Below are 13,746 nucleotides of genomic sequence, written 5' to 3'. Positions count from 1 at the left end.
ATAAATGAAACAATTAAAACTTCAACAAATAAAAATAACAATGAATAATTTAAGTTTTCTTAAAAGCATTTTGCTACTTATTACTTTGGGAGGAGTAGCGTCTTGTTATGGTCAGACCAAGCTTTGGGGAGTCGGTGCTACTAGCGGTCAAGCAGAAGCTGAATTCCAAAACAATTTTATACAATCAACAACAGCTTCCAATTATTCCCCTACGGCTTGGACAGCATTGTCGATTAGCGACGCAAGTGGTGTTAATGTACCTGGAGCAGCGTATTGGACTAGAAATACCACAGGAGTATCACAGGGAACATATGCTATTGCCCAATCTGCAAGCTCCAATTCTGTAGCTAATGGTGTTGCTATCTTTGATTCGGATTTTTTACATACAGGCGGACCAGGTGGAACGGGAACTTCTCCTAATCATCAACATGGAGCTTTAATTTCTCCAAGAATGGACTTAACAGGGGCAACCGATTCGGCACTTGTGGTCGAGTTTTATTCTTATTATCGTCATTTTGATGTAACAGAATACTCGGTTGCCATTTCTGTCGATGATGGCGCCACTTGGAGTACTCCTTTTGATATTAAGTCGCTACAGTTTTCTGTTCGAAACAACCCCGTAGATGGAACACTACGCATTCTATTTCCTAATGTAACAGCAGGCGTTGCAAATTTGTCACAATGTCGTTTGAAATTTACATTTAATGGGAGGTATTATTTTACAATAATAGACGATGTTTCGGTAGAAATTGCTCCAGATTATGATATTGCTATTGGATTCGCAAAAGAAGTATCTGGCAGTGCTACTTATGGAGAAATAGGGGATATTGTTCGCTTTAGCAACAACACGCATCGACCATTGGTTAATGTTAATCCAAATAACTTAGGAGACTGGATATGGGGGGCTAAAGTTGTTAACTATGGTACAAAAACCATTCAAGCAGCAGATAATCCAAGAATACGATGCTCTATAGATTATACAGATGCAATGGGAAACACAACGTATGGAGTGTATTCGGATACCTTAGTTGGAGGTGGAGCGGATTCTATTCCTACTAATGACTTTGTAGGTGTTACAATGGTGACTCAAGTGCGTGATTTAGATTTTATTATGACCCACAAGGCAGGAACGTATGAGGTGACCTATTGGGTGGAGCATAATCATGCGGACGGAAGCGCTGCTAATGATACTGTCAAGCATTCTTTTGTGATTACAGATGACCAAAATGGCACAGGTTCGTATTACTTAACAAAATCAAAAGTCTCTCCAATTGACAATAGAGTATCTGGCGAAGATAGATTTACACCAGCTAATCTTGCTGCTTTTGAGTACGGTTCTATTTTTAGTTTTCCAAATGGAGCAAGAGATTCTGTCAAAATAGACTCGATAGATTTTGTTTATCACTTGCACAGCTCTTTTTCAGGTCCTGCAACACAGACTGTTTTTATGAATATCTATGAGTTTGTAGACGGGGCTAACGGAGGTGCTGCGGACGGTAGCATAGAAGCCGTAGAGTTGACAAAAATTGCTTTCACTCCTGTTGAACTAACAGGATTAGGTACGACAATTTCTACACCTAGTTATAATCGTGCGACAGCAACCAATTTTATAGACCCAACAGGTTCAGGAAATGCAATTCAATTAAAAGACAATGCTTTTTATTATATAGCGCTAGAAATAAATCCATCCCAAACAGGTGGAGCAGCAACTTTTAACAGAAGCACGTCTCCCTTTTTAGCTGAAACGAGATTGAATTATGCCATGAACAGACATGGATCGTCTAGTGCAAGTCCGATTAGTGCAACGACATCGAAAACGGTGAGTGCAACAGGAAATGTAGATTTTTATGACAGTATAAGAGAAAGTAATACCGTTCCAGCTATAGGTATACATTTGAGTGCTTCTAAGCAACCTACTCCATTGCCCCCTGTACCTGTATCTAGTATAAAGCTAGAGGTTTATCCCAACCCAGTCACCAACTATCTAACTATAGATGTAGAATTAGAGGAATCGGCAGCCATTCAATATATAATAACAGATATTTCTGGTCGTGTAGTTTATCATCACCAAAGTATGAGTGTTTTAGAAGAACATCATACGATTGATATTAGTGCCTTGCCAACAGGTGTTTATGTAGTTACAGCCCAAACAGCCAGAGGGGTATCAACCAAACGTATTATTCATCAGTAGGGGAACTGAATGGGTAAAATTAGGGATAGGAGGTACTGCTGTAAAAAGTGGTACCTCTCACTATTTTTGAGAAAGTTATGTCAATTGTTCTAACAGCCAAGGTCGATCTGTTAGTGGAGTCGTTTTAAGAATCAGTTGACGCAATTTTTCTCTTTCTGTTGTTATACTTAGGTTGGTAGCCATCATTTTTCGAGCCAAAGAGATGGTATTCCCATAAATCTGACGATGATAGGCAAGTACCTTTTTTCGATTTAAATAAACAGCAAAACTATCTAAGTGCGCTTCTAATAAATCAAATTCATTGAGTTTCCAATAAATCTTTAGTAATAAAAGCTTGATATCTAGACTAATAAATAAGTCAATTAAATCTGTTTCGACTAATACCTCCTGAGCTTCGGTGTATAGACCTTGTTCAAAAAATAACTTAGCTTTTGCGTAATTCGTATAATCCTTTTGGTGGCTATTTCTCAACTTGGAACCATAGGTTTCGATAAATTTCTGTGTCCAAGGATAAGCCTTCAAGCGCAGAGCAGCTGTGACGATATTTTTAAATGTACTGTGACTCAAATGTCCCTGTTCAATCCATATGTTATGTTCCAATCCATAACGGTAAATATCAAATACTTCTTGTACGTATGCTTCTGCCCCCATATTCAACCGCTTGATACAATAATTAATCATTAACAAACAATGGTATTTTAGCTCTTCAATAGGAAGTGGTATGTGTTGAGAGAGCAATAATTTTTTTAAGGCCTTAAAATGGATTTCATTTTCAGGTTCTGCCAAAGCCATGTAACTGTGGTAGTAACTTTGAACGACAAAATTGTTTTGATAGGTGACCGATTGCGCTTCTTGAAGAATGGCATCTAAAAGAGGCACTTGATATTCTGTTTGGTAGAGGCTTCGATGAGAAATAGCTGTACAAGCATTTTTAAGTGTCGCTACAATAGTAAACGTAGTCAAATCACTAAAGATAGCCTGCAAATTGGTTTGTTGTTGTCGCAACTCAGTGCCTTTTAAGCCAAAAATTGCTTGTTCTAGCAAAAAACTGGAATGATAATAATTATCATTTTGATAAAGACTGTTTTCTAGGCTCAACTGGGCTTTTTTTAAAGCTTTCTGCGCCAAATGAGGCAAGGATTTGCTTTTGTAGTAATTGGCAACAGAAAAAAAATCTAAAAAACGAGTGTTTTTAGACATTAGATAGCTGATATATTCTTCCATTACTTCTACCGTGAAAGATAAGACATGATTTAAACGGTATAAATTGTATGGCGTATCGGGATATAGGTGTTGAAAAACGCGTTCTCTTTTAACGGAAGTTGGCGTTATTTTACGTTTAGATAACAAATAAACAACCAACTTAGTCACATCTTTATGCTCATTGTGAATGGGGGAATAGACCCACCGTCTCAAACCAGATTTTTCTGCTTTGTTGAAGCTTTGGAATATTTCTATGACTTTACTTTTATACATTTTGTAAAGGTAAAAAATACATTTGATTTCTGATAAATAGGTAATAATGTTTTTTTATTCGTTTGATTATAACTTTATCTTTGGATTAAACAGTTGAAGAGTACTCGATACTAGTAATTATCAATCAATAGTCAATGATTAAAAAACTAAAAATTAAGTTACAATATGAGATTAATTAATCAAAAATGGAAATCGATCTGTTTGCTAATTTTATGCAGCTGTCTTAGTCACACAGCTAGCTTTGGTCAACAGACATGGGAACGAGTTTATGGAGGAGCAGGCAACGAATCTGCAAAATCAGTACAACAAACAACCAATGGAGGATATATTGTAGGAGGATATACCAATAGTTTTGGTGGGAGTGATGCTGATATGTATTTGGTGAAACTAGATGCTTTGGGAGATACCTTGTGGACAAGAACGTATGGGCAAAGTGTTTGGGAAGAAGAAATTAATGCCCTTCAACAAACATCAGATGGTGGATACATCTTAGCTGGACAAAGAAGAATGCCATCTGGAGTATCTTCAGAAAATATTTTTCTAGTAAAAACAGATGCAAACGGAGATACGCTTTGGACAAAAAGTTATAATAGTTTTGGTGCTTATGATAATGCATACTCGGTACAACAAACAACCGATGGCGGTTACATAATAGGAGGAAGAGGAAACTACCCATCTGTAAATACATATCTAATAAAAACGGATGCCAATGGAAATGCCTCATGGACAAAAACATATGGAGATGGAGGAGGAGAAGCAAAAGTGGTACGTCAAACAATAGATGGAGGCTATATTTTAGGAGGAATTTATGAGCAGTCGGGCGTAAATATTTGTGGGATTGTAAAAACAGATATGAATGGAGATACACTTTGGACATATCGTGCAGCAATAGGTTATCATACCAATATCCATGATATACAAGAAACACTAGATGGCAACTATATCGTAGTAGGTCAGACCCTAAGCCAACACGCTCCTAATGCTCCTTATAATGGTTTGATGTTAAAATTAAGTGCAACAGGTTCTGCTATATGGATGGCTAATTCTTTGGGGATAGGAATGCCTAACAAGTCCTTTTATGCTGTTTATCCTACGGCAGATAGTGGCTATATCGTGACAGGAACAGAACAAGAAGCTATTTTTAATACTGGACAAGGATTTGTAGGATTTGATTATCACTTTATTTTAGAAAAAAGAGACGCTGCGGGAGATTTGGTTTGGACTAGAACATTCAATGGAGATTATGGATACGATCTTCAAGAGACAGCGAATGGTCAAATCATTGTAGTAGGGCAAACCGATGCTTATGGCATGGGGGGAGATGAGATGTATGTTATCTTAACCGATAGTCTTGGAAATTATTTAGGTGGACACATCGAAGGAACCGTTTATCAAGATGCTGATGTGAGTTGTACGCAAACAATAGGAGATATTAACTTGGCGGGTATTGTTGTACAAGCCTCTTTAAATGGGGCAACAAATTTTAATTATTATGCTACTACAGATACTGCTGGACACTATGTTATTCCATGTCAGCCAGGAGCATACACAGTGACAATTCCAAACTTGCATCCGTATTATGATTTGAATTGCCCTCAAAATTCAGGAACAATTATCGCTCAATCTTATGATACGATAGATTTTGCTCTAGAAGCAACTATTTCTTGTCCTGTTATGGAGGTCGATGCTTCTGTACCTGCTTTAAGAGCAATTATGCCAAGTGTTTACACCGTAGAGTATTGTAATACAGGAACGGATAGTGCTCAAAACGTAGAAGTAACTGTTGAGTTAGATTCGTTTCTAAATATACTAGGGTTTTCTCAAGCGCCAGTTAGTCAAGTAGGAGATACGTACGTCTTTAATGTAGGAACAGTAGAGGTTGGCGAATGTGGTACCATTAATATTACTGTTCAAGTAGATACTTCAGCTATCTTAGGACAAACGCATTGTATTGAAGTTTCGATTACACCTGATTCTTTGTGTCTGCCCAACAATTGGACAGGTATGCTGCTAGATGTGGAAGGAAAGTGTCAGAATGATAGTGTCTTTTTTGTAATCGAAAATATGAGTTCAGCTAGCACGCTTACCCCTAGAACGTATTGGGTGTTTGAAGATAATATTATTATGAGAACAGGTACGGTAAACGTTCCAAATGGAGGTACAGCTGTTGTTTCTGTGCCCGCATTACCAAGAAAGTTTTATAGAATTGAAGTAGAACAAGAGTCTGGTATTCCTTGGACTGTTTCAGATCCGATTGTCAGCGCTTTTGTAGAGGGCTGTGTGCCAGACGGAAGTGGTTTGTTTAATGTTGGTTATCCTACTCAATTTCCAAATGGTCACTCACCTACTTTTAGAGCTATTAGCTGTCGACAAAACAACGGTTCTTACGATCCGAACAACAAAGAAGCACAACCAGCAGGGTACAATTCATCGCATTATATTGCCCCTAATCAGTACATAGATTATCAGATTAATTTTCAAAATACAGGAACAGATACTGCTTTCTTTGTTACCTTGATCGATACTTTATCGCCACATTTGGACCCATCAAGTATTCAGGTAACTAGTGCTAGTCATCCTTATACTTGGAGCTTGAAAGGAAATGGAATACTAGAAGTAAAATTTGATTATATCATGCTGCCAGATAGTAATGTCAACGAACCAGCATCTCATGGTTTTGTGAAATTCCGAATCCAGCAGAACGCCAATAATCCATCAGGAACAATTATCAATAATTTTGCTGATATCTACTTTGATTTGAATGCTCCAGTGCGTACGAATACTACTTACCATGAAATTGGAGTGAATTTTTACATCTTAACGGTTGTGCCTTTAGAAGATGCACCACAGGTAACGGTCAATGCTTATCCTAATCCATTTACTTACGGAACAACTATTGAAGTGGAAGGAGCTGAGTATGATAATTTGACTTTAGTTGTTTACGATGTTATGGGACGACAAGTAGCAACGTTGTCAAAAGATGCCACGAATCAGATAGAATTGCCTCGAAATAATTTAGAAAAGGGTGTTTATGTGTTTAAATTATTAGGAAATGGTGAAGCTATTAGTTCTGGAAAAATTGTAGCACAATAAATTTTGATTGTGTACAGTAGTTTGTTCATTACCTTAGAATTAATTTGATTTTGCTGCCATAGTTTGGTTTTAGCGGATGATCATTTGATTAAGTACAGTACAAGAGGTGTATGCCCACATTGGTAACCATTAATTGGTTACTGGTGTGGGATTTTTTTTCTAAATACAGCATCTTCTATAGGATATTTTGTAACTTCATTTGCACGAACTTCGGGGGGGGGGAGGTTGATAAATAAAAATCCATAACCACGGAGTAACAGCAGAGCTAAGTATTAATCTAAAAAAGATAAAATGATATGGCAAAAAAAGATCAAGATATATGGATAGGGCTGGCACATGTAAAAAACATGGGGGTCAACAGAAGCGTTGGAAATGGAGATGGAGCACAAACGTACATTGCGATTAGGGCAAATGATGCAGAAGAATTTGAAGCAAAAGTAATTGCTATTTTTCGCCAAAACAATTTCCAAGTGTTGAGTCTTGATAATGTTGAAATTGAGTACGATGTACCTAAGGACGAAAGTGATCCTGTCGCCGCAGAAAAAATAGCTCTATTTAAACGATTGGCAACAGGAGCCTTATTTGCATGGGGGAGTTTCTATCCTTATGGGGAAAAAGCTTAAGGAAGTATAGATTAGATAGGAAAGCATATTACCATTTCTATAATAGTTAGCTATGGTATTACTATGTAGTGCTTCGTAAACAATTCCTTCGTCACAACTGACAAATGCGGACGTATTCTTTGTAGGCTTATTCTTTTGTACTACTAGTACAAGCCATCCCGATTTTCCAAGCTCCAATATGCCCTTCAAAGTAGGGCATAAGCTCTTTTCGGGGTAGACTTTGTTTTATTCTTAAAAAATAAAATTTGTACGGTTTTATATTTTTTAGTAATTTGAATGTGGAATAAAATGACTAGAACATAAAACGCATGACATAATGGGCTTAGAGAAGTATTATAAAGAAGGACAAGAAAAAGAAAGTATTAACCAACAAACTGTTCAACAAAATAATACCAATAAAGAGCAAGAATTTGTAGATAATAGTCCAGAAGCTATTGAAGCTAGAAAACTTCAAGATATCGCAGATAATAGTTTAGATAATCTTGCTATGATAGAATGGATAGCAGGACTAAATACAGAAGAAGAAACCAATACAACTGCTTCAACATCGAATAACTCTAATCCTCCCCCTACTTTAAAATCTCCTTTATTCAAACAACATCAACGACTCCGAAGCCTTTTAGTAAATCCACAAGATCATTTCACAAAAGGTTCAAGTGGAGAAGGTGTTTTTGCTATTCAGCAAGCCTTGAAAAAATTATATCCACAGGCAACTATTGGGCAATATGGAATTTATGGAAAACAAACGATTACTTTAGTTAAGAAATTTCAACAAGAAGAGGGCTTAGGAAATGATGGAGATTTTGGACGACAAACCTTATTAGCTTTAGATCAATATAGTTTTCCTAGAATTGTTATTAATGAAGAAGGAAGTAAAGTAGAACGTGTTGAAGGTTTTGAAGTGCAAGAGGAAATTAACCGCCCTGCCAAAATATCTGCTACGGCTAATGACTTAGCTATTGCTCAAGGACAACAGACATTAACTCATCAAGATCAAAGCGAAGATAAAGGAATACATCATAACCAAGAGGTGAGTGGCGTTCGTATTTATTCAGACCCAACCAAGGAATCTAAAATGAAGTTTACCCTCCATTATGATACAGATGTAACCTTAGTTGGAGAATATGCTTATGAATCTAGTTGGTCATTGATACAAACAACTGACGGTAGAGAAGGTTGGATAAATTCAAATTATGTCACTCAAGGAACTACTGCCACAGCCCCAAATTTGGCACAATCTGAATTAACTATGATTAGCCAAGATCAAAAGAATTTAGGGGATGTTGTACAAGATAGATATGGCAGTAGTTTTGTACAGGAACATGATGCTCGACTGATTATACAAGCCATTGCTTTTATGAATGATGGTCGTTCTGCTATTTACTACAAAGAAGAAGAACATACCTTATCTTGGTGGGAACGAATGCTACTAAATTCTACCGAAGAAGAAGCAAGAAGTATTTATCAAAACATTGGTATTCGTTCAGAAATGAATATCATGTTGCCTAGTGAAGCCTTGATTTTACAGATGAAAGAAGCAGGCTTAGTTAGTTCAGGTTCTATAAAAGATCAATTTCAAGGAGCAATTGATTTTCTCCATATGTATGGAGGGTATAGTGTTGGTTTACTAGAGGGCTTATGGGATGGTTTAGTTGGCACATTACAAGCCGTTCCTGACTTGCTTCAAATGATTTGGGATGTTGTTAAATCTTATTTCCAAGGTACTTTAGCTAGTAAATTAGGAGAAATCATATCGGCTATTTGGGAGTTCATTAAAAACCTACCTCAAACAGCAGATACTTGGTGGCAAGAGTTCAAACAAAAATCGCCTTTTGAACAAGGTAGAGCGATAGGGAAAGGCGTAGGAATGATTGCATTTGAAGTAATTTTAGCTATCTTTACAGTAGGGGCTGTTAATGCAATTAAAGCCGCAGGAGTAGGGGCAAAAATAATAGCAGCTTCTAGTAAAATTAAGAATACAGTTGGTCGTTTTGGAGATGATTTAGCAATTGCTGCTCAACACTTATTGGATGGAATAGACCCCAATTTAATGCCCCAATTAAGTACTATTGATGGTGTACCATTTAATATGAAACGGAATGATCTAATAGACAATGACCGCCCGCAAAATATGCGGATGGATGGTGATAAAGATGGAGTAGGAGGAAATGAATTAGACAAAAAAATAAATAAAAATAAAGCAGACGACCAACTGGATGAGCATGACCTAGGAAGAATGAGTGATGAAGAACGAAACAATTTATTTAAACGAGATGCTGATAGAGGTATTTATCGTGGTCAAAGGATTAGAACAGATGATAAAGCTCATTTACTAGAATTAGATAGAGTTGATATTAAGAATAAAGTTATTGTTGAAGACAAAAATGCTAAGGGTTTTGACAGAAATCCTAGAGGTATAGATGTTGCAATTGATAATTGGATTAATAAAAACTTATACAAAAATGCAAAGAAAAAAATTGATTTCATTGAAAATAAGTCTGACCACGTATTTTATGATACTACAGACAAACTTTCATCACCTTACCTACCCGATATTTCCGATATTCAACAAATTAAATCTATCAAGTATAAGTTAAGAGCAACAGAAGATGCTTATGATGGAAAACTAAAAACTAAAATTGAAGAAACAATAGATCAGCTAAAAGAAGATTATCCTGATTGGACAATTCATGTAGAATATAAATAAAAATAAATTATGGGATCAATTCATATAAGCATTAGTAAAAAAAATACAGATGAATTTGTAGGTCTAACACCTCTATGCAGAGATTCCTCTTTAGAATCTTATTGTGAAAATTCTTTGGATGATATACTTCAAGATTTCGATTATGATCTCAACATGGGTCTTTCTTTAGATAAAGAAAATATTGATGACTTCTTAAATAGAATACAATACGTAATTAAGTATCTAAAGGATATTCCCAACGATAAACGTCTTGAATCATTTGATTCATATAATGAAGATATTTTCAACTATTTTATTAAACGCCTAGAAACAGGGAAAAAGTATCTAGAGAACTTCATTGTAAATAATAATATTGAAGAGTATGTAATAGAAGTATCTTAACATTGTTTTATAATACAACTCACAAAAGCTCGTATTTTTGCTTATGCTTTATTAGAAATAAGCAGTATCTTAGATAATTATAATGTAATGATTATACCATAACCATATTATGAGTCGTGTAGATATAGCAATTCACAATAAAAATACAAATGAATTAGTTGCGAATAGAGGATTTTGCAGAACTCCTGCTTTGAAATTTCTTTGTGAAGAATCTTCTGATGAAAAACTACAAGATTTTGACTATGAAATTGGAGAAGGAATAGATTTAGATAAAAAAAACATTACTTCTTTCTTAGAGAGAATAGAATATGTTATTATGGCTTTAGAAAATATGCCATTAGAAGACAAAAAAAAGAGATTTAACTATCCTATTGATGAAACACTTTACCTCCAATTTATTGAAAATTTGAAAGATAGTAAGAAATATTTATCAGATTTTTCAGACAATAATAACCTTGATAATTATTTAATTGTTATTGTGTAATAGACACTATCCCGTACGTTTTAATTCGTGATAATGTCTAATATTTAGAAGAAAGTAAGCAGTATCGTAGGAATTTTTTTGATAATCATAACTGAGATGATTATACCGTAGCCGTATTATATTAGCAGCGTAGCTTTATGCTTAGTTTTGTGCTACCAGCATAAGCGCATCTCGTTCACTGCGTTCATACTCGAATACTGCATTTGTCGAATGATTGTTCCTTCGTCACAACTGACAAATGCGGACGTATTCTTTGTAGGCTTATTCTTTTGTACTACTAATACAAGCCATCCCGATTTTCCAAGCTCCAATATGCCCCTGCAAAGCAGGGGATAAGCTTTTTTTTGGAGTAGATTCTGTTTTTATTCTTAAAAAATAACATCTGTACGGTTTTATATATTAAAATATTGCTTATTAAAGGGGGATAAAAAATTGACCATTTTTCTATGAAAACAGCTACCGTTAAAGAACTTAAGGCAGAATTAAGTGAAAGAAAACCTCAAGAGTTGCTCCAACTATGTTTGCATTTGGCAAAGTTCAAAAAAGAGAACAAAGAGTTGCTCACGTATCTGTTATTTGAAGCGGATAATGAAGATGCTTATATAGAGAAAGTAAAAAAAGAGGTTGTAGAAGCATTTGGCAACATCGATAGAAAGAGCTTTTATTATATCAAAAAAAGTGTTCGAAAAATACTACGGATGTGCATCAAGTATATTCGTTATTCTAAAAAAAAGACAACCGAAGCGGACATTCGTTTATTTTTTTGTCATGAATTGGTTCGAATGACCCCTTCTCTAAAACGCAGTAGTATTCTCAAAAATATTTATTTTCAGCAAGTTAAGATGGTTGAAAAAATTGTCACCAAACTTCATGAAGATCTTCAATATGACTATCAATTAGAAATTGAAGATCTTCAAAAAGCGTTTAGGAATCGGTAGTATACCGAACAACTATCAACTAAGAAAGAATTTGTTCTGAACGCAATTGTTTGGTATACAGATCATAGTATTTGCCCTTTTTTGACATTAGAGTTTGATGATTGCCGTCTTCAAGGATCGTTCCTTTTTGGATAACAAGAATGCGATCACAGTTTTTTATGGTAGATAGGCGATGTGCTATAATAATCGCTGTTCTATTCTCCAACATCTGTTGAATGCTCTGTTGAATTTTTGCTTCTGTAATCGTATCAATAGATGAAGTAGCTTCATCCATGATCAAAATCTTTGGATTGGGCAAAATTGCTCTAGCAAAAGAAATCAATTGTTTTTCGCCCATGGACAGGTTTTCGCCTTCTTCCCCTACTTCTTCATCCAATCGATCCATAAAATAAGTTGCTCCAATCAAATCCAACGTTTGAATAATTTCGGCATCGGTTGCCTCCTTTTTAGCATAGCGAATATTGTCTCGAATTGTTCCAATAAACAAATGAGGCGTTTGCAAAACCATCCCCAACTGTTTTCTTAAGCTTTTTAATGTTTTTGTGGTATAGTCGATGCCATCAATTTTGAGTTTTCCTGCTTTGGGTTCATAAAATCGAGCGACTAAATTAGCAATAGTCGATTTTCCTTCTCCTGTCGCACCCACCAATGCAATAGATTCGCCAGCTTTGATATTTAGGTTAAAATTACTTAAAATAGCTTGTTCTGGATTGTAATAAAAGTCTACTTGATCAAACTGTATACTACCTTGAATAGCCTCAAAGTCTGTAGCAGTAGGGCTATCTTTGATGTCTAAAGGTTCATCAATAAGTGAAAAAATACGCTCTCCTGCTGACAAGGAACTTTGTGCCCGTGCGTAAAACATGGAAATATCTACAATTGGAATAAAAATTTTAGTGGCATAATCCAAGGCAGCAACCAAAGTTCCAACAGTAATAATTGCGGGGACAGCAAGTACCATTTTTCCACCAAAGTAAACAACAAATGCGGCAGCAAACGAACCCGTTAAAATAACCAATGGAATATACATGGCAGTATAGTATGATGCTCGGTAGGAGGCTCGTTGCATTCTACCACTAAGGACTTGAAATTCTCGACTAACTCGTTTTTCTTGTGCCGTGCTTTTGTTAACAACAATTCCATTAATATGCTCCGAAAAGGTAGCCGTTAATTCACTGTTTATTTTTCTAGAAGCTCTAGAATATTCCAAAACAAGCATTCTTATTTTTACAGAAATAAGTAACATAAAAGGAATGGAAAGGGCTACGATTAACCCTAATTTCCAGCTGTAAAAAAATAGCACTACTAAACAGAAAGAAATCATTGAGACTCCCCAAAAGGCTTCTAGCAACCCCCAAGAAATAACTTCCGCAACCCGATCTGTATCTGACGTTAAACGTGTCAGCAACCAACCAGAAGCCGAACGATCATAAAAAGAGAAAGATAATTTTTGTAGACGATCAAACATATCTTTACGCAGGTCGTGCATAACGTATTCTTGAATACGCCCAGCATACCGAATAAACAAATAAACTCCTATAGCCTGTACGATGCCAACCAATAAAAATAGCCCTGTGTAATAATAAATTAAATAAAAATCTAAATCATAGGTTAAGCCTTGGTCTTGTGCTAGTTTTATGGCTTCTAATTGAGGTGTAATGGCATCGTCAATAGTTACTTTTAGTAATAATGGAAATAAGGCATCGGCAACAGCGACAACCATTACCCAAAAAAGTAAGCCCAATACCCAACGTGGGTATTTCCACGCATATCGACCAATCCTTTTCAAGAAGGGGAGTAGGGCTCTCTTGTTGTCAAATTTTTGATCAACTAATTTTGTCGTTTTCATGATA

Annotated in this window: 9 protein-coding genes; 7 read left to right on the top strand and 2 right to left on the bottom strand. The window is 35.8% G+C overall.

Features of this window, described 5'->3' with window-relative positions; all coding sequences use genetic code 11:
• The first annotated feature begins 4 nt into the window (after positions 1-4).
• Positions 5-2,191 (top strand): T9SS type A sorting domain-containing protein, encoded by a 2,187-nt coding sequence (locus CG11_RS11715; protein WP_081909534.1) that lies wholly within the window; start codon positions 5-7, stop codon positions 2,189-2,191.
• A gap of 75 nt (positions 2,192-2,266) precedes the next feature.
• Here the strand turns inward: CG11_RS11715 and CG11_RS11710 are convergent, their stop codons facing one another.
• On the bottom strand, positions 2,267-3,667 hold the full coding sequence (locus CG11_RS11710) for a hypothetical protein (RefSeq protein ID WP_052596405.1): 1,401 nt from the start codon (positions 3,665-3,667) through the stop codon (positions 2,267-2,269).
• Positions 3,668-3,832: 165 nt separating this feature from the next.
• Between CG11_RS11710 and CG11_RS11705 the strand changes: the two genes are divergently transcribed.
• From CG11_RS11705 to CG11_RS11680, 6 genes are all read left to right on the top strand, one after another.
• Positions 3,833-6,760: a T9SS type A sorting domain-containing protein gene (locus CG11_RS11705; RefSeq protein ID WP_052596403.1), complete on the top strand. Its 2,928-nt coding sequence runs from the start codon at positions 3,833-3,835 to the stop codon at positions 6,758-6,760.
• Positions 6,761-7,056: 296 nt separating this feature from the next.
• Positions 7,057-7,383 carry a hypothetical protein gene (locus tag CG11_RS11700; protein ID WP_052596397.1) on the top strand — a complete coding sequence of 109 codons (327 nt, stop codon included), beginning with the start codon at positions 7,057-7,059 and terminating at the stop codon, positions 7,381-7,383.
• A 316-nt stretch (positions 7,384-7,699) separates the two neighbouring features.
• Positions 7,700-10,090, top strand: a complete 2,391-nt coding sequence (locus CG11_RS11695) for a peptidoglycan-binding protein (RefSeq protein ID WP_052596395.1) — start codon at positions 7,700-7,702, stop codon at positions 10,088-10,090.
• Between the two features lie 9 nt (positions 10,091-10,099).
• On the top strand, positions 10,100-10,471 hold the full coding sequence (locus tag CG11_RS11690; RefSeq protein WP_052596392.1) for a hypothetical protein: 372 nt from the start codon (positions 10,100-10,102) through the stop codon (positions 10,469-10,471).
• A gap of 109 nt (positions 10,472-10,580) precedes the next feature.
• Entirely contained in the window at positions 10,581-10,955 is a 375-nt protein-coding gene (locus tag CG11_RS11685; RefSeq protein WP_052596390.1) for a hypothetical protein, read from the top strand.
• Positions 10,956-11,401: 446 nt separating this feature from the next.
• Positions 11,402-11,893 carry a hypothetical protein gene (locus CG11_RS11680; RefSeq protein WP_052596388.1) on the top strand — a complete coding sequence of 164 codons (492 nt, stop codon included), beginning with the start codon at positions 11,402-11,404 and terminating at the stop codon, positions 11,891-11,893.
• A gap of 19 nt (positions 11,894-11,912) precedes the next feature.
• Here CG11_RS11680 and CG11_RS11675 read toward each other — a convergent pair whose 3' ends face one another.
• Complete coding sequence (locus CG11_RS11675; protein ID WP_063833090.1) at positions 11,913-13,742, bottom strand: ABC transporter ATP-binding protein; 1,830 nt, start codon at positions 13,740-13,742, stop codon at positions 11,913-11,915.
• Positions 13,743-13,746 lie beyond the last annotated feature (4 nt).

Origin of the sequence: Aureispira sp. CCB-QB1, assembly GCF_000724545.1 — a bacterium.
Taxonomy (GTDB): domain Bacteria; phylum Bacteroidota; class Bacteroidia; order Chitinophagales; family Saprospiraceae; genus Aureispira.
Note: the sequence above shows the minus strand (reverse complement) of the source record. Positions and strands in the feature narration are given on the sequence as shown.